Origin of the sequence: Paenibacillus vini (assembly GCF_018403325.1) — a bacterium.
Taxonomy (GTDB): Bacteria; Bacillota; Bacilli; order Paenibacillales; family Paenibacillaceae; genus Fontibacillus; species Fontibacillus vini.
Genome location: NZ_BOSL01000001.1, coordinates 387,351 through 404,305, shown reverse-complemented (window position 1 = coordinate 404,305; position 16,955 = coordinate 387,351). Strand labels below are relative to the sequence as shown.

The following is a 16,955-nucleotide window of genomic DNA, read 5'->3' as shown; positions in this document are numbered from 1 at the left end:
ATCTCAAAAAGGATGACAGTGCTGATTGGCCGTTGGTCGCGGTTTAAGGCTCCAGCACCACCTTCCAGTTGTTGTTGCAAAGTGCTGATATCGTCATATGCCGACCGATATACTCCTCGACCAAGTCGGCGGTATCCGCGGAAATCTCCCTGATGACCTCCTTGCCCCGGAACATATCGTAATCCCCGCCCCCGCCTGCCCGGTAGCTGTTCATGACGACATCCAGCTCCAGCTCATCCGATAGCTCAGCGCCTTCATACAGCAATCGGATTACCCGGCTTCCCTCAGGCTTAGCCACATTCAATACGTATTCGATGCCTTCCCACATATCGTAATTGTAATGCTGGGCTTTCGGCTCCAGATAAACCGGATTCACTTCTAGGTCCCCGTCCTTCCCCACCGTGAAATAACAGGCCGTCTGCTCCAGCGCCGCCCGGATATCCCGTCCGGTCAGCCGCAGCACGGCCAGCGTATTCGGATACACGAAATTCGCAAGCACATCCCGCCGGGTGATGATCTCCCCGAATCCCGGTGATTCCTCGTGAAGCAGCGCCGTACAGGAAACTGTAACGCCCGCCTTCTCCATCTGAACCCGGTTGACGAATTCGATAAAAGGATGCTCCGCAAGCCGGCATCCCAGCGGGCTATCCAGCGTCATGTCGCCCTGGGTCCGCCCGATTGGCTCATCCAGCCACCGCTGCGTCCGCTCCTCCAGCTCCCGGCTCAATGCAAGCACGGCTGTTTCGGCTTCCAGCGGCCCATCGGGCTTCAAAAGCTCCGCCCGCTTCTGCCGGATCGTCCATTGGCCCTGTTCATGGACCAGCTCCACGCTGACTTTGCCGATCGCCTGGCCGTTGCAGCCCGGCTGGATGATCGTTACGCCGCGAACCTCTCCGGCAAGCAACCGGTGCTGATGCCCGGTGATCAGCACATCGATGCCGTCCACGTCGGCGCACATCGCATACCCCTGATTCTCGCCGGTTAATTTCTCCGCCGCCTCGCCGGTCCGCAAATCCCGCTCGAATCCGCCGTGATAGGCCACAATCATCACGTCCGGCTGCTCCTCCATCCGGATGCGGGGTACCCACTCCTTCACCGTTGCCAGCGTATTATGAAAACGAAGTCCCTGGATGTTCGCGGGATTTTCCCAGTTTGGAACGTAATGCGTGGTGACGCCCAGTACTGCGATTTTAATGCCTTCTATCATTTTAATGAGATACGGCTGGCCAAAAGCAGGCTCCGAACTCCCTTGCATCGTTATTCCGGCGGACAACCAGGGGAACGAAGAATCTTTCATTATTTTGCTGAGCGGTTCAAGGCCGTAATTAAACTCATGGTTACCGGGTACGACGCCATCGTAACCGAGCGCGTTCAGCGCCTCGATCGCAGGATGAACTTCAGCTCCATGCTTTATCGCATACGCAGCTAACGGCGAACCTTGAATGATATCTCCATTGTCCAGCAGCAGCAAATCAGGGTCTTGCCTGCGTTCTTCGCGGATGATGGCCGCCAGTTTCCCAAGGCCTAGGTCTACTTCATCCCGCGTCCGGTAATTCGTCGGATAGAGATACCCGTGAATATCGCTGGTCGCCAGCAGCGTAATTGTCTTCTTTGTCTTGGTCGTATTCCTCGTTTCGAACTCGGCTTCCATCTTCATCGGGATCGCCCCTTCCTTAACATTCATCTCAAATTCTAGCAATCAAAATGCAGGTTTATATTAAATTTCTTGTATTTTACAAAAAATTATCATTTCTCTGACGGTCCGTTAATAGTCCAACTTTATAGTGAAACCAGCAAGACCCGATTCATCCAATAAAAAAAAGTGGAGGTCATACCGTTTGAAAAAGATCACGAAATTAATGATGCCCCTGTTTTTGTCCATTGCCGTAATCAGCGGCTGCGGTGCTAATGAAGCCGCCACCAACACCGGAGGAAAAGCTGCGGCAAATGCCGGCCAGAATAACTCGCAGGGCGAGAACGCCAAGAACAACTCGGCACCGGAAACGACGGGCTATGTTCCCGAGAAGCTGACCGTGCAATTCGTTCCTTCCCAGAACGCCGATACGCTTGAAGCCAAGGCCAAGCCGCTTGAAAAGCTGTTGTCGGACAAAATCGGTATCCCGGTAGAGGTCAGCGTATCGACCGACTACAACATCATTGTTGAAGCCATGGCTTCCAAAAAAGTCGACGTCGGCTTCCTGCCGCCGACCGCTTATGTGCTTGCCAAGGAAAAAGGGGCAGCTGAAGTAATCCTGCAAGCGCAGCGTTTTGGAGTTAAAGACGAGACCGGCGAACCGACGGACGAACTGGTCGATTTCTATAAAGCGATGATCATCGTGAAGAAAGACTCGCCGATTCAAAAGGTAGAGGACCTCAAAGGAAAGAAGATCGCTTACCAAAACGTGACTTCCTCCGCAGGTTATGTATGGCCGGCAGGAAAACTGCTGGAAGCGGGACTCGATCCGTTGAAGGATGTTGAACCGATCACCGTTAAGGGACATGACCAAGGCGTACTCGCCGTACTGAACGGGGATGTCGATGCGGCGGCGATTTTCCAGGATGCCCGTAATGTGGTGAAGAACGATTACCCTACTGTGTTTGAAGATACCCGCGTGCTGACGTATACGGAGAAGATTCCGAACGACACGATCAGCGTCCGCTCCGATATGAGCCAGGAATGGATCGAGAAGCTGCAAAACGCCTTTATCGAGATCGGCAAAGACGAAGAAGGCCACAAGATCATTTCCGAAATCTATACGCATGAAGGCTATGTAAAATCCGAAGACAGCATTTTTGATATCGTCCGTGAATACGGCGAAAAAGTGAAAACGGAGTAAATGATGATTGAAATTCGAAATGCATCCAAAACCTACGCTAATGGAACCAAGGGACTGAACCATATCAATCTGACGATCGGCCAAGGGGAATTCGTGGCCGTCGTCGGATTGTCCGGCGCCGGCAAATCCACCCTGCTGCGGTCGATGAACCGGCTCCACGATATTACCGAGGGAGAAATTCTCATTGGCGGCAAGTCGATTACAGCAGCCAAAGGTAAACAACTGCGCATGATCCGCCGGGATATCGGCATGATCTTTCAGAGCTTCAATCTCTTGAAGCGAACCTCCGTGCTCCGCAATGTGTTGGCGGGGCGCGTCGGCTATCACTCTACCCTGCGCACCGTGTTAGGCCAGTTCCCCAAACAAGATGTGGAACTGGCCTTCCGGGCGCTGGACCGGGTGAACATCGCCGAGAAGGCTTATGTCCGGGCCGACGAATTGTCCGGCGGGCAGCAGCAGCGAGTGGCGATCGCGAGGGTGTTGGCGCAGGAGGCCAAAATCATTCTGGCCGATGAGCCGGTCGCATCTCTGGACCCGCTAACGACCAAGCAGGTGATGGACGATTTGAAGCGGATCAACCAGGAATCCGGTATCACGACCATCGTAAACCTGCATTTTATCGATCTGGCCCGGCAATACGCCACCCGGATCATCGGCCTTAGAGCCGGGGGGATCGTCTTTGACGGCCCGGTTTCGGAGGCGACGGATGAGCGGTTCGCCGAGATTTACGGCCGGCCGATCGGCAAGGAAGAAATGCTGGAGGAAGCAGCCGTATGAATACCCAACCCGAACCGGCTAACCCGCCTTTGAGTTCTGTTGTCCGCCCAAAGGCGCCCGGCAAAATCAAACATTATCTGACCTTGGCCATTATTCTGCTAATGATCTGGGGCAGCGCCGCTCAGACGGATTCGACTCTGAAGGAGCTTGTTCAAGGCTTTCCGAATATGCTCGATCTGCTGCGCGAAATGTTTCCGCCGAAATGGAGCTATCTCGATAACATAGCGGAAGCGATGCTTGAGACGATCCGCATGGCCCTGATTGGAACGACGGTCGGAGCCATCTTGGCCGTCCCTGTCGCGCTTTTATGTGCGGCTAATCTGATCAGAAACCGATGGATTACCTATCCGGCGCGTTTCGTGCTCAACTTGATCCGGACGGTTCCCGATCTGTTGCTGGCCGCTCTTTTCGTCGCGGTATTCGGACTGGGGCCTTTACCGGGCATGTTCGCCTTGTCGGTCTTCTCGTTGGGCTTGATTGCAAAGCTGACTTACGAAGCGTTGGAAGCCATCGAGCCCGGGCCGCTGGAGGCCATGACCGCAGCCGGCGCGAATCTGGTGCAAATTATCGTCTATGCCGTAATCCCTCAGATCCGGGCTCATTTCGTTTCGTTTACTCTGTATACGTTCGAAATCAACGTCCGCGCCGCGGCTGTGCTGGGTCTCGTCGGGGCCGGCGGCATCGGCCATTATTATGAGGTGACGCTTGGCTTTTTCGAATACGACAAGACTTGCATGATCATCATGTTCACCCTTGCCGTCGTGTTAATCATCGATTATGCCAGCACTAAACTGCGGGAGAAATTGCTATGACGACTAAACCATGGAACGAAATCGCACCCAAGCCGAAAAAGAAGGCTTCCCGTTGGCTGATCTATGCCGCGCTGGCCGTGATTTATATATGGGCATTTGCGGGGATTCCGTTCAACGGCATTAAGGAAACGGCCGGGCAAGTCACAAAAGCGATCTTGTCCGGCCTGTTCTCCCCCGATTGGGATTATGTCTACCTGCCGGACGGCGAGGATTTGCTGCGCGGACTGCTCGATACGCTGGCTATCTCCATTTTGGGAACGTTCATCTCTACCCTGCTCTGCATCCCGTTTGCCTTTTGGGCGGCGGGCAACATGAGCAAATTCAGAGCGGTTTCCGGCTCCGGTAAAATACTCCTTAGCCTGATCCGGACGTTTCCGGAGATCGTGATGGCGCTGTTGTTCATCAAAGCGGTCGGTCCCGGATCATTCGCAGGCGTACTGGCGCTGGGACTTCACTCCGTTGGTATGCTCGGCAAGCTGTTCGCCGATGAAGTCGAACAGATCGATCCCGGTCCGTCGGAGGCGCTGATCGCCGCCGGAGCGACGCGGCTGCAAATATTGCGCTTTGCCGTTCTGCCGCAGGTACTGCCCGGCTTCCTGTCCTACACGCTCTACCGATTTGAAATCAATCTGCGGTCCGCTACCATTCTCGGCGTTATCGGCGCCGGGGGCATCGGTACTCCGCTTATTTTTGCGCTCAGCTCCCGCAATTGGGACCGTGTCGGGATTATCCTGCTAGGGATCATTGTCATGATAACGGTAATTGACCTGATCTCGGGAGCGATCCGAAAAAGGCTCGTGTAATCCGTGAATAGCTGCGGAATAATTCTCCATAATAGAAAGGACTACACGCTTACCAAGGAGGATTTAAGACGCGATGCTGGACAATCTTGAAAGCAACTACGACTGCGCAAGCGCCGGAGACGATCTCCATCAACTCAAGCAGGAGCTTGCGACCCTTCGGGGACAAAACGCCGGGGATCAAGAGTCTCAGGAACGGATCAACCGGCTGGAGAACCAAATCTCTTTTATTATGAACAAATGCGATATTAACCAGTAGCACAGTGACCCTCTTTTTCCGGCTATCCGGGCTAAAGGGGGTCTTCCTGTGTGGAAGCACTTATTTGAAAATATCTCAAATAGTTATATGGTCTTCATCCTGAACATTGTGATACGATTTCCCTTGTGTTGGGCAGCGGTGGCGACAGCCCCAAGCCCGGACCGAAATTTTCCGCTTCTTGGAGGACACATGGCAAATCTGCAGCCTGCTCAGGCTAAAACAAAACGCAGCATAAAAGTTCTATTCCCGATGCTGACCGTCTTTATCGGTTTTTTTATTTTCGGATCCTCTGAAAATGTGAAGGGCCCCGCGATACCGCGCATCCAGACCGATTTCCATTTGGATGAAATGCAAATCGGGACCCTCTTGTCGCTGAATTCGCTCGGCTACCTGCTGGCTTGCTCCTTTACCGCCTTTCTTGTACGCAAATGGGGCGTCAAGTGGGTTAGCGCACTTTCGTTCGGCCTCATGGCCTTGACGGGCGTGTTGATGTTCTTTTCCCGTACGTATCCGGCTCTGTCGGGCTCCTATTTTCTCATGTACATCGGTAACGGCATGCTGGAAATCGCGCTGGCGGTCCTGGCCGCACAAATTTTCGTAAAAAACATGGGGACGATGATGAATCTCGCCCACTTTTTCTACGGTCTCAGCTCCATCGTCGCGCCAATGCTCGCCACCGGGCTGATGACGCTTAGCATCGGCGGCCATACACTCGATTGGAGAGGCATGTACCTGATTATTCTGCTGCTCTCCCTCATTCCTATGATCCCTGCCGTGCTCGGCCGTTTTCCCGCCAAGGAACTGGCTGAGGAGGACCGGATTCCGGTCAAGTCCCTGATGCGCGACCCGGTGATCTGGCTGCTGGTAGCGATTCTTTCGTTCGGCGTCATTTCCGAAATGGCGGTCGGCGGCTGGCTGGTCAACTTCCTGGAAAAGGCGTACCACTGGGAGACCGGGACGGCCTCCGGGATGCTATCCGCATTCTTCCTTTGCTTCACCTTTGCCCGGCTCATTGCGGGCCCGATCACGGATAAAATCGGCTATACCCTCTCCCTCATCCTATTCGCGGGATTTACGGGGATCTGCACCTTTGCCGCCATTCTGGCAGGCGAGCCAGGGGCGGCATTATTCGCGATTGCCGGGATCGGCATTGCGCCGGTATACCCGACCATTATGGCCTTGATTGCAGATCGATATCGCGGAAACAGCGATACGGCCATCAGCTTTATCGTAACTTTAATGGGGGTAGGCAGCGTCCTCGGCAACTATCTGATCGGAGCGATTACCGACGGGATCAAGCAGCTCTTCGTAACGGGGCACGGATCGGAGATTGGCTTGCTGCGCGGCCTCCAAGCCGGGTATGCGTTCATCGGCCTGTGCGCGGTGATCTGTTCCTTCGCCAGCCTGATCCTGTATATCTATTTAAAGAGACGAAAAGAGCTTCTTTAAAAGTTAAATTTGTTCCCCCCCGGCCATAAGGTCCATACTGGCCCTTATTTCCATGAAATCTGAACATCACCCGAAAATAAGGTCCTTTTGGGCCTTATTTATTTATATTTTGCTAATAATCGTCTTTGAGGGCTCCATATCTGCGAAATAAGGCCCTGAAAGTCCGCTATTTTCCACCACTCGCTGATCATCAAGCAAATAGCGCCCTGAAGGGCCCTTATTTCTTCATCTAGCGAGACGGGAGGCTGTGTCATTAGAATGGACTCCGATTCATATGAATATTAAAATTCCTTCATTTAAATAAGAGGAATTCAAAAAAACCTGTCGAATAAGGTTGAAGGATTTGACTATTTTCCAAACATTTTTGAAGGAGGATTTTTTGTATGTGGTTTGTTGTTTTACTCATTCTGGCACTCTATGTTTTGTTTGCCGGCGCTTATTTCTCTCTGGCCAAGAAGGCGGGACTGGACCATATCGCCTGGTTTGCTTTCGTCCCGGTGCTGAGCAACATCCTGCAGCTTCGGTTGATCAAGCAAAGCGGCTGGTGGGTGTTGATGCTGCTCGTTCCCGTCGCCAATTTCGTATTCCAGATCATCTGGCAAGTGAAACTGCTGAATGCATTCGGCAAGAACGGCGCTCACGTCCTGTTCTGCATCTTCCTGCCGATTGTTTACGCGATTCAATGGCTCGTATGGGGCTATTCCAGCAGCACTACATACCGGCTTAACGATCCGTTTCCGCCGCACAACAATTTCGCAGCTTAAGCAGCGTCTAGTACATACTTAGTTGTCTAGAAAGTCTAGCCAAAACAAAAAGACCGATTCCGTTTCAAACGGATCGGTCTTTTGTTATGTCCGAATCACTAACAAGATCAGAACGGATTCAGAACGTGGAAAAATACGTTAGGCGAGGCCATCCGATAATAATAGCTGCACCAGCCCGCTCCTTTTTGATTGAAGCGGTTGACCGAGCTGTACACCAGACGTTCTTGCTCCAGCTCTTCGATTCGCCCAATCCGCCCTTCCACATAATCAAGCAGCCGAACTGCCGCCGTATCCAGCCGAGTCAAGACCCCGCCGTAGCGGATGTCGAGCACTTCCCAGCCAAACGGCTTGAACATGCGCAGCCACTGACTCCGATGCGCGGCCCGGAGCTCCTTCACCGCCTCCGCGATGGCCGGGAGCACCTCTTCCGCGATCGCTTTCAGCTCCGCGCAATCCCCCGCGTCGTAAGCCCGCTTCAGCTCGATGCCGATCTCACTTTTTCGCTTCAACACCGCACACAATTTCTCCGGCACCTCAAAGATGTAATCCAGCTCCGCGTCCATCGTCCTCCGGTCCCGGATGTCCTGCTCCAGCTTTGCATAGTGGGCGGACATGTCCAGCCCTTCGATCTGCTTGTCAAACAAGCCCAACAGCACGTCTTGGTACAGCAAGAACTTCGAAGGATTACTCTGCTTCCGATTATTCGGCTCCGCTCCCGGAGTCTCGTCGAGATCCTTCAGCTTCAGGAACGTCTCGGCATCGATCCCCGTACAGAACTTGACTCGCTCCGCTACCTGCTCCCAGGCCGGCTTCCCGGCCGAATACGCATGCTCCGCATAAAACTGCAAGCCCAGCAGCGCCCCTAACGGATTGCTTTCCATGCCGTCGTCGCCCCACATGGTCGCGTACACCTCACGGATGCCCTCTCTCTTGCAGACCTGCAACGCGGCATCGGTCGCGTTCAGCGAGAGACCGTAGTTGACTCCGAAGGTGTTGAATACCCATACGGCGCCGGCAAACACGAGATTGCAGCCGAGCGGCTTATGCTTGGCGATCAGCTTTTCATAATCCTCCTGCTCCTGATGCGCGTAATCCCAGTAGACCATGTCCACATCCTTAGGAATGCGGCGGGCCATTTCCTCCGGAATCGGTGTCTCGGCATCGTAGTGCTCGGTGCCGTCGGCCGAGGCGAACTTGAGGAACATGTCGCTCCACATCATCGGCTTTAGGCCGCGGCTGCGCGCGGCTTCAAGCACACGCTCCAGATGTCCCGCCATAATATCGAACCGGGATTGGTAACCGTTCCGGTCCAAGTATTTTCCCCGGCCCAGCTCTTCGGCTTCATCCATACCGACATGAATCTTACGGCTCCGGAACGGCGCGCTTGCCGCCTCCAGCATATTCACGATCAGTCGCTCCACCGCTTCATCGCCAACCAGGAGCGCCCCTTTTGTATCTTTATACTTCGATACCGGCTCCCATTTCAGAAATTCCTCCAAATGCGCCAGCGTCTGAATGCTCGGAAAAGCCTCGATGCCGAACTGGTCCGCATAATCGTCGATTTCCCGGAGCTCGGCCTGCGAATACCGTCCCCGCATATAGCCAAAGTAAGGCTCGCCCTCGATTTCGTAGGTATCCTCCATATACAGCATGACCGAATTCAGGCCCATCAGGGCCATTTTGCGCAGCATAAATTTGAAGCTGTCCACCGTCAACACGCCGTTGCGGGATAAATCGAACATCGGCCCGATCGTGTCAAAATGCTGCTCCTCTTTTATATGAAAAGGTCTTCCGTTCCGCCCATACTGCACAAGCAATCCGAGCCCACGGAAAAATTGATGTTTCTGCGCATAGCGTATGTACGCCGCTCCATCTTCGAGCCCAACCTCCAGCCCCCCGGCCGACAGCTCCACTTGGATCTGCTGCCCGTCTCCGGCTTCAATGAACGACAACTCCTGCGAAAGCTCCCGGATGCCTGGCAACAGCCCTGCCACGTCCCCGGTAAAATGAAGCTTCATTCGTTCTTCCTCCTCGTATTGAAACGTTTACACAAATTGTATCTTCATCCCGGAAGTCTGGATAGGGGTAAAATCCGCTTATTGGCGCGCGCTCGCCCCTGTCTCGATCCATCACTTAAATCGCTTGAAAATCAGAACCCGTTACCTTGCGGCACAGTTATTTTTCATCGTTCCATCTGCTTGGGTGGCAGAGTTGCTTCTTCCGGGGGTTATAGTTGCTTCTATTCCTGCGATTCTGTTACTGCCTACTTGCTCAACTGCTGATAGGCGTGTCTAAGTTGCTTCTTCCGGGGTTAAAGTTACTTTATCTACCCAGCGCAACTAATTAACTGTATAACCTACAGTAATTTAAGCCCAATCGGCTTATTTGCAGCATTTAGCTGGAAAAACTACAGTTAATTTTGTGAAAATGGCCTTATACCCGCTAAAACCTTGAAATTAGATGGAGGTTTTACAGTTAATTTCGAGTTCTGGCCGTCGGGCCGAAAAATAACTGTAGGTTCAACAGTTATTTGGACTGTTGGAACAATATCAGGAGCTTCCGCCTCCTTAAATCCCAAAAAAACAGGGCCGCCTTTAACCCGCAAGGCAACCCTGTCTTTATTTAGCTTGATTAGCCAACGCCTACTAGCCAAGTTTACAGTTCGATGCTCAGCTCGCGTGCGCCATGGTCCGCGGCGATGATCACGCCAGCCGCATCCTCGGAAGCCTTACCGCCGTCAACGGTCGATACTTTGGTGATACCGCGAAGCACCAGCTCCCACGGTTTATCCGCTCCCTCAGCGGTAACCGTCATCTTGCCTCCCTGACAGGTCACCTTTACTTCCAGTTCATGCTCGCCTTTAGCGTTGCATACGGAAGCGGATGCCGTCTCGCCGTCGCCGAGCTGAAACAGATGCAAGGCCACGCCATCGGCGTAATCGTAGTCCGGCCGCAGATCGTTCGCGCCCACCGCGATCAGACTGCCCGGGCGGACCATCAGCGGCAGGCTGAAGTAATCATGCCGCTCCTGCACCCAGCGGCCGCCTTCCGTAACTGTGCCGCTCAAGAAGTTGGTCCACCGGCCTTCCGGCAAATAATACTTGGCCGTGCCTTCGTCGTTGAAGATCGGGGCGACGAGAAGCGAGTCGCCCAGCATATACTGGCGGTCCAGCGTTTCGCAGGACGCGTCGCCCGGGAATTCCAGGACCATGGCGCGCATGACCGGCACGCCCGTCCGGGTCGCTTCCACGCTGGTGCCGTACAGATACGGCATCAGCGTGGATTTCAGCTTCGTGAAGTGGCGCAGCACGTCGCTTGCTTCATCGTCGAACAGCCATGGCACCCGGTAGGACTGGCTGCCGTGCAGGCGGCTGTGCGAGGACAGCAGGCCGAAGGCGGACCAGCGCTTGTACAGGTCCGGGGTGGCCGTGCTCTCGAAGCCGCCGATGTCGTGGCTCCAGAAGCTGAAGCCCGACAGACCCAGCGACAGACCGCCGCGCAGCGTTTCGGCCATGGAGTTGTAGGTGGCCGAGCAGTCGCCGCCCCAATGAACCGGGTACTGCTGTCCTCCTGCCGTTGCCGAGCGGGCGAACACCATCGCTTCATTTTTCCCCTTTGTCTCCTCCAGCACTTCAAACACCGCTTTGTTGTACAAATGCGTGTAATAGTTGTGCATCTTGACCGGATCCGAGCCGTCGAAATAAACCACGTCCGTCGGAATCCGTTCGCCGAAGTCGGTCTTGAAGCAATCGACGCCCATGTCGATCAGCGCTCTCAGCTTGTCCTGATACCAGCGTACCGCGGCCGGGTTCGTGAAGTCGACCAGCCCCATGCCGCCCTGCCAGCGATCCCATTGCCAGACGTCGCCGTCCTTCGTTTTCACCAGATAGCCGTTCTCCTTGCCTTCATCGAACAAGTACGACTGCTGCGCGATGTAGGAGTTGATCCAGACGGAGATGTTCAGGCCCTTGCTTTTTAAGCGGTTCAACATGCCTTGTGGATCCGGGAACACGTCCTTGTCCCACTGAAAATCGCACCAATGAAACTCCTTCATCCAGAAGCAATCGAAGTGGAACACGTGCAGCGGAATGTCGCGCTCGATCATGCCGTCGATGAAGCTGTTTACCGTGCCCTCGTCATAGCTGGTCGTAAACGACGTCGTCAGCCACAGGCCATAAGACCAGGCCGGCGGCAGCGCCGGTTTTCCGGTCAGCTTGGTATAGTTGTTCAGCACTTCCTTCAGGTTGGAACCGCCGATGATATAATATTTTAACGTTTCGCCAGGTACACTGAACTGCACCTTGGATACGACCTCCGAAGCCACTTCATAGGAGACGCGCTCCGGATGGTCGACGAACACGCCATAGCCATAGTTGGAGAGATAGAAAGGTACGTTCTTGTAAGCCTGCTCACTGCACGTTCCGCCATCTTCGTTCCACAGGTCGACGACCTGCCCGTTTTTCACGAACGGTGTAAAGCGTTCGCCGAGCCCGTAAATGTATTCACCTACGCCCAAATCCAGCTGTTCACGAATGTAGGTGGATTGGTCGGGCATTTTCATATGCCCAGGGCTCTTATAGCCGCTTCCGGTCAGACGCTTGCCATTGTACATGAAATGCGTGCTCCAGCCCTCGTTCTTATGGACCTCAATACTAAGATTTCCGCTGGTCAGAGTTGCGATCTCCTCGCCATTTTCGACCGATACCTGTACCCCTTCGTCGACATGCTTTTCAAATACCGGCCCCTTAGGCAGCTTGCCGCTGTGATGAACCAGTTCCACCGCAATAACGTCCGGCATGGGGGAAGTGTAGTTGACGGTCAGAATCGCGGTATTCAGCGTGTCGCCACGCGTGATGATTTTTTTGCAGGAAGCCAGTACGGTCAGTTGCTCCGGCGTTGTGCGTACGCTTCGAACCTCCACCGGATAGTTGAGCGTAACCCCCGGTCTTACGTGCCAATACCCATCAGTAAATTTCATCCCTGTTCCTCCACCTGTCTATATATATTTATAAAAAATACGGCCTAAGCTCCGGCACAATATCCAGCGGCGATTGGCCGGTCAGTGCGTTCACCAGATTTTTTGCGGCGGACATCGCCATATTGATCCGGGTTTCGGCCGTGGCCGACCCGATATGCGGCAGGGTTACCACATGGTCCATCCGCAGAAGCGGATGGTCCGGCGAAACCGGCTCCTGCTCGTAGACGTCCAGCCCCGCGCCTGCGATCCATTTCTCCTCAAGCGCTTTGACGAGCGCTTCTTCCCGAACCGTCTCCCCGCGGGAAACGTTGATAAAAACAGCATTTTGCTTCATGAGCTTGAACTGCGCCTCATCCATCAAATGCCGGGTCTCCGGCGTCAGCGGGGTTAGAAGGAGCACGAAATCCGAGGTGCTCAGCAATTCCTCCAGCCCGCAGTAGGTCAATCCAAGCCGTTCCTCCGCTTCCGGCTTGCGCCGGCGGTTGTAGTACGCCACATCCATTTCGAAACCGAGGCTCGCCCGGCGGGCTACCACCTCGCCGATCCGGCCCATACCGATGATGCCGAGCCGTTTATGATGCACATCCAATCCGTACAGTTCCGCATCCATGCCCTTTTTCCATTGTCCTGCCTTCACCAAGCGGTCGAGCTCCGGCACTCTGCGGGCGGACGCCAGGAGTAACGCCATCGCCAGGTCGGCTACCGTATCGTCCAAGACGTAAGGCGTATGGGTGGCTACGATTCTCCGTTCTTTTAGGGCCTGTAAGTCCAAGTTGTTATATCCCGCCGACAAATTTGCTACGACTCTCAGGTTGGGGCCGGCGGCGAGCACCTTTTCATGAATCGGCGTTCCCGTCACTAACAGCCCTTCGGCCTCCCCGACTTCCTCCGCCAGCTTGGCATCGGTAATATCTCCCGGCCCTTGCCAATACCGGCATTCGCAATGTTGTTCCAGGAACTCCGCCGCTTCCTCAGGCAATTCCCGCGCAATATATACCAAAGGCTTCATGCCCTCTCCCCTTTCATAGGCAGGCGGTGCAATTCCGCCTTTAATCCTTCATGGCCCCGGCCGTAACGCCGCCGACCACATATTTCTGCATAGACACAAAGATGATGATGATCGGCAAAGCCGCCAGCGTAGCCACGGCCATCAGGTTGTTCCATTCAGTGCCGTACTGCCCGATAAAGCGGTACAGTCCGAGCGTCAACGGACGAACTTCGTTGCTGGAGGTCAGCGTCAGGGCGAAAATAAAGTCTCCCCACCCGAACAGGAAGCAGAAGGCGCCGACCGTCATCAAGCCGGGTTTTACCAGCGGCAGGATGATTTTAGTAAACGAGGTGAACTTGTTGCAGCCGTCGATCTTCGCCGCTTCCTCCAGCCCGCCCGGCAAAGCCAGGAAAAACGGACGGAGCGTAATAATTGCAAACGGCAGCGAGTGAATTAAATCCGCAAAGATCAGTCCAGCGAAATTGTCGATCAGCTGGACCTTGGAAAACATGATATAGAGCGGCATCGCCATCATAATTCCCGGCAGCATTTGAATCGACAGCACCGAAATCATGATCAGCGCTTTCCCCTTAATGGAGAGCCGTGCCAAAGCGTAGGCTGCCGGAACCGACAGGAGCAGCGACAGAATCATGGTTCCCGCGGCGATAATGAAGCTGTTTCCGATATAGCCGATCATGTCCTGGTTTCGGACAAAGTTGTTGATATACGATTCGAACGTAGCCGCGACCGGCAAAATATGAGGTGGATTGTGATAAAGCTCCGTAACCGGCGTGACCGAGGTTTTAACCATCCAATATACCGGGAAAAGAAAGACGATCATAATCAGAATGCCGATCAAGGTTCCACCGGCGGAACGCCATTTTGTCTTTGTCATTTAGTGGACCTCCTCTTTGCTGGACATTCTCAGGTACACGATGGAAATGACGATCAGAATCAAGAACATGATCATCGACACCGAAGCGCCCTGACTGAATTCAAGCGTCGTGAAGGACATTTGATACGCGTAAATCGGCAGTACAGTCGAAGACGTTACCGGCCCGCCCGAGGTCATGATGAAAATCAGGTCGAACACTTTGAAGGTATTGATGATACCCAGAATCAGCAGCACGAGAATTGTCGGGCGCATCAGCGGGAGGGTAATGTGCCGGAATTGTACGAGCCGGTTGGCCCCGTCCAGCTTGGCCGCTTCATACAAGTGGTCGGGCAAGCCTTGCAGACCGGACAACAGAATGATCATATTGAACGGAATCCCGATCCAGATGTTCGCTACCACCGTACCGAGCAATGCGGTGCTTCCTTCGCTCAGCCAGTTGATCGGATGGTCAATGATTCCTAACGTTTGGAGAAAATAGTTGATGACCCCGAAATCCCCGGACATCATCCACTGAAACACGGTACCGCTGATGACCACCGGCAGCATCCAGGCCAGCAGCATTAAGGAACGGAACAGATTGCGTCCCGGAAATTTCAAATTAAAGAACAACGCGAGCGCAAAGCCGATTGTAAATTGAAAGAACAAGCTCAACACTGTAAATACGACGGAATTTTGCAAAGCCGTATAGAATACGGGATCTTTTAAGGATTTCATGTAATTGGCGAAACCGATAAAATCATGTTTCCCGCTCAAGTTGTAAACGTTGACGTTCTGAAAACTCATGATCAGGTTGTAGATCAGCGGAAAGCCGATGAAAATCACCATAAATACTAACGCAGGCAATACAAACAAATAACTGTTCCACGATGAAAACCATTTCGCTTTACGGGACAGCGTATAACTCCCGCTTGCTCCTGACTTGTGGGACATAACCTCTCCCCCTATTTCTGTTGGTATGAGGGACACGCAGAGGTTTTCTTTCTCGACCCTGCGCATCCCGCCTAACTATTACAATGCTGTTATTTTTTCAGGAGCGGCTCAATTTTGTCGCCCGCTTCTTTCACTGCTTGCTCCGGTGTCTTGCTTCCGGAAATGACTTCTTGAATCATGATTTGGATAGCTTCGGACATTTTCGGATATTCCGGTCCGTACGCTCTCGCTTTAGCGACTTCCATCGCATCGGCAAACACTTTCAGATCCTTGTCATCCTGCCAGAACGGATCCTGCAGCAGGTCGGAACGGCTTGGGAGGCGTCCGGCAGCCTGATCAAACGCCTTCAAACGTTCTGGCTCGTTGGCGAATTTGATAATATCGAAGGCGATATCCTTATTTTTGGATGCGTTTGTAATCGCCCAGTTTTCCCCGCCGAGAATGGTACCGCCTTGCTTGTTCTCCGGCAATTGGACAACGCCCCAGTTTACTTTGCCTTCTTTTTTCAGGAGTGGAATCTGCCAAGTACCGTTGATCATCATTGCCACTTTGCCTGTCGAGAATTGCACTACGGTATCTGATTGCTTCTGGTTAATGACTTCCTTGGACATATAGCCATTCTTCACCATATCCTGGAGCAGCGTAGCCGCCTCGATCGTACCCTCGCTGTTGAAGTTCGTGATATCCGAACCGGATTGGTACATCAGCGGAAGGAACTGGAAGGTACCTTCTTCGGTTTTCACCGCGGTCATCGCAAAACCGTACACATCCTTCGTAGTCAGTTGTTTGGCGGCTTCTTTCAGTTCTTCCCAGTTCGTTGGAGGCGTCAAGCCTTTGGCTTCAAACATATCTTTGTTGTAATAGAGGGCCAGGTTGTTGCTTCCGATCGGCACCCCATAGTTCTTGCCATCATACACGGTCGAGGACCAAGGGCCTTCGTAATATTTATCCGCTTGTCCCCATTCCTTGATCGGTTCAGTCAAGTCCGCCAGGATGCCTGCAGCGGCAAATGCTTGGTGATCGGGATTGTCCAGCCAAACGATGTCCGGCATTTGATTGCCGACCGATCCGAGCAGTAATTTGTTTTTAATATCCGCAAAAGAAATATAAGTCCGTTCGATTTTTACGTTCGGGTTAGCAGCTTCGTAATCGGCGATGATCTCTTTCAACGCGCCTTGAGTGGCTTCGCTGGTCATCGAATCCCACCATTGAATGACAACCTTGTCTCCGTCTTTGCCGGAGCTTCCCGAATTGCCGGAACCCGACTCCGTTTTTGGAGCGCATGCCGATAACAAGACAACCAATGCTACCATTGCCACCATGAGAGCCCTTACATTTTTGAACATGACCTTTCCCCCTACTGTGTTGTTTATTTGCATGCACTGCCGTTTGTCCTGATGTCTTAGAAAACGGTAGGCAGTTATGCCGACATCTAACTTCTGCCATAACATCACTCATATTCAAATC

Annotated in this window: 14 protein-coding genes; 7 read left to right on the top strand and 7 right to left on the bottom strand. The window is 53.4% G+C overall.

The annotated features are described in order from the left end of the window. Positions 1-43 precede the first annotated feature (43 nt). The gene (locus KJS57_RS01885; protein WP_244861345.1) at positions 44-1,657 is read right to left on the bottom strand and encodes a bifunctional metallophosphatase/5'-nucleotidase; all 1,614 of its coding nucleotides are present in this window, start codon (positions 1,655-1,657) and stop codon (positions 44-46) included. 181 nt (positions 1,658-1,838) lie between these two features. Between KJS57_RS01885 and KJS57_RS01880 the strand changes: the two genes are divergently transcribed. The 7 genes from KJS57_RS01880 to KJS57_RS01850 all read left to right on the top strand — a co-directional run bounded on the left by KJS57_RS01880 (position 1,839) and on the right by KJS57_RS01850 (position 7,698). Further along, positions 1,839-2,837: a phosphate/phosphite/phosphonate ABC transporter substrate-binding protein gene (locus KJS57_RS01880; RefSeq protein ID WP_373316685.1), complete on the top strand. Its 999-nt coding sequence runs from the start codon at positions 1,839-1,841 to the stop codon at positions 2,835-2,837. A 3-nt stretch (positions 2,838-2,840) separates the two neighbouring features. Then, positions 2,841-3,614: a phosphonate ABC transporter ATP-binding protein gene (gene phnC / locus KJS57_RS01875; RefSeq protein WP_213653556.1), complete on the top strand. Its 774-nt coding sequence runs from the start codon at positions 2,841-2,843 to the stop codon at positions 3,612-3,614. Beyond that, the gene (gene phnE, locus KJS57_RS01870) at positions 3,611-4,426 is read left to right on the top strand and encodes a phosphonate ABC transporter, permease protein PhnE (protein WP_213653555.1); all 816 of its coding nucleotides are present in this window, start codon (positions 3,611-3,613) and stop codon (positions 4,424-4,426) included. The genes phnC and phnE (KJS57_RS01870) overlap by 4 nt, the downstream gene beginning before the upstream one ends. Then, positions 4,423-5,229 (top strand): phosphonate ABC transporter, permease protein PhnE, encoded by an 807-nt coding sequence (gene phnE / locus KJS57_RS01865; RefSeq protein WP_211023124.1) that lies wholly within the window; start codon positions 4,423-4,425, stop codon positions 5,227-5,229. The genes phnE (KJS57_RS01870) and phnE (KJS57_RS01865) overlap by 4 nt, the downstream gene beginning before the upstream one ends. Before the next feature lie 73 nt (positions 5,230-5,302). Continuing rightward, the gene (locus KJS57_RS01860; RefSeq protein WP_211023125.1) at positions 5,303-5,485 is read left to right on the top strand and encodes a DUF2524 domain-containing protein; all 183 of its coding nucleotides are present in this window, start codon (positions 5,303-5,305) and stop codon (positions 5,483-5,485) included. A 189-nt stretch (positions 5,486-5,674) separates the two neighbouring features. After that, positions 5,675-6,934, top strand: coding sequence for an MFS transporter (locus KJS57_RS01855; protein WP_213653554.1), 1,260 nt, complete (start codon positions 5,675-5,677; stop codon positions 6,932-6,934). Between the two features lie 383 nt (positions 6,935-7,317). After that, complete coding sequence (locus KJS57_RS01850) at positions 7,318-7,698, top strand: DUF5684 domain-containing protein (protein ID WP_244861344.1); 381 nt, start codon at positions 7,318-7,320, stop codon at positions 7,696-7,698. Between the two features lie 107 nt (positions 7,699-7,805). Here KJS57_RS01850 and KJS57_RS01845 read toward each other — a convergent pair whose 3' ends face one another. The 6 genes from KJS57_RS01845 to KJS57_RS01820 form a co-directional block, all read right to left on the bottom strand. Further along, on the bottom strand, positions 7,806-9,716 hold the full coding sequence (locus KJS57_RS01845; protein ID WP_213653553.1) for a beta-N-acetylhexosaminidase: 1,911 nt from the start codon (positions 9,714-9,716) through the stop codon (positions 7,806-7,808). Positions 9,717-10,353: 637 nt separating this feature from the next. Further along, on the bottom strand, positions 10,354-12,675 hold the full coding sequence (gene yicI, locus KJS57_RS01840) for an alpha-xylosidase (protein WP_213653552.1): 2,322 nt from the start codon (positions 12,673-12,675) through the stop codon (positions 10,354-10,356). Between the two features lie 28 nt (positions 12,676-12,703). Next, the gene (locus KJS57_RS01835; protein ID WP_213653551.1) at positions 12,704-13,684 is read right to left on the bottom strand and encodes a 2-hydroxyacid dehydrogenase; all 981 of its coding nucleotides are present in this window, start codon (positions 13,682-13,684) and stop codon (positions 12,704-12,706) included. 40 nt (positions 13,685-13,724) lie between these two features. Then, complete coding sequence (locus KJS57_RS01830) at positions 13,725-14,558, bottom strand: carbohydrate ABC transporter permease (protein ID WP_211023132.1); 834 nt, start codon at positions 14,556-14,558, stop codon at positions 13,725-13,727. Continuing rightward, a complete protein-coding gene (locus KJS57_RS01825) occupies positions 14,559-15,488 on the bottom strand; it encodes a carbohydrate ABC transporter permease (RefSeq protein WP_211023134.1) in 930 nt (309 codons plus the stop codon). It abuts the gene before it with no gap. An 89-nt stretch (positions 15,489-15,577) separates the two neighbouring features. Further along, on the bottom strand, positions 15,578-16,834 hold the full coding sequence (locus tag KJS57_RS01820; RefSeq protein WP_213653550.1) for a sugar ABC transporter substrate-binding protein: 1,257 nt from the start codon (positions 16,832-16,834) through the stop codon (positions 15,578-15,580). Positions 16,835-16,955: the final 121 nt, after the last annotated feature.

What these genes read in the sequence shown, in the direction of transcription:
- KJS57_RS01885 (WP_244861345.1), bottom strand. Translation starts at nt 1,657, where the DNA reads ATGAAGATGGAAGCCGAGTTCGAAACGAGGAATACGACCAAGACAAAG.
- phnC (WP_213653556.1), top strand. Translation starts at nt 2,841, where the DNA reads ATGATTGAAATTCGAAATGCATCCAAAACCTACGCTAATGGAACCAAG.
- phnE (WP_213653555.1), top strand. Translation starts at nt 3,611, where the DNA reads ATGAATACCCAACCCGAACCGGCTAACCCGCCTTTGAGTTCTGTTGTC.
- phnE (WP_211023124.1), top strand. Translation starts at nt 4,423, where the DNA reads ATGACGACTAAACCATGGAACGAAATCGCACCCAAGCCGAAAAAGAAG.
- KJS57_RS01860 (WP_211023125.1), top strand. Translation starts at nt 5,303, where the DNA reads ATGCTGGACAATCTTGAAAGCAACTACGACTGCGCAAGCGCCGGAGAC.
- KJS57_RS01855 (WP_213653554.1), top strand. Translation starts at nt 5,675, where the DNA reads ATGGCAAATCTGCAGCCTGCTCAGGCTAAAACAAAACGCAGCATAAAA.
- KJS57_RS01850 (WP_244861344.1), top strand. Translation starts at nt 7,318, where the DNA reads ATGTGGTTTGTTGTTTTACTCATTCTGGCACTCTATGTTTTGTTTGCC.
- KJS57_RS01845 (WP_213653553.1), bottom strand. Translation starts at nt 9,716, where the DNA reads ATGAAGCTTCATTTTACCGGGGACGTGGCAGGGCTGTTGCCAGGCATC.
- yicI (WP_213653552.1), bottom strand. Translation starts at nt 12,675, where the DNA reads ATGAAATTTACTGATGGGTATTGGCACGTAAGACCGGGGGTTACGCTC.
- KJS57_RS01835 (WP_213653551.1), bottom strand. Translation starts at nt 13,684, where the DNA reads ATGAAGCCTTTGGTATATATTGCGCGGGAATTGCCTGAGGAAGCGGCG.
- KJS57_RS01830 (WP_211023132.1), bottom strand. Translation starts at nt 14,558, where the DNA reads ATGACAAAGACAAAATGGCGTTCCGCCGGTGGAACCTTGATCGGCATT.
- KJS57_RS01825 (WP_211023134.1), bottom strand. Translation starts at nt 15,488, where the DNA reads ATGTCCCACAAGTCAGGAGCAAGCGGGAGTTATACGCTGTCCCGTAAA.
- KJS57_RS01820 (WP_213653550.1), bottom strand. Translation starts at nt 16,834, where the DNA reads ATGTTCAAAAATGTAAGGGCTCTCATGGTGGCAATGGTAGCATTGGTT.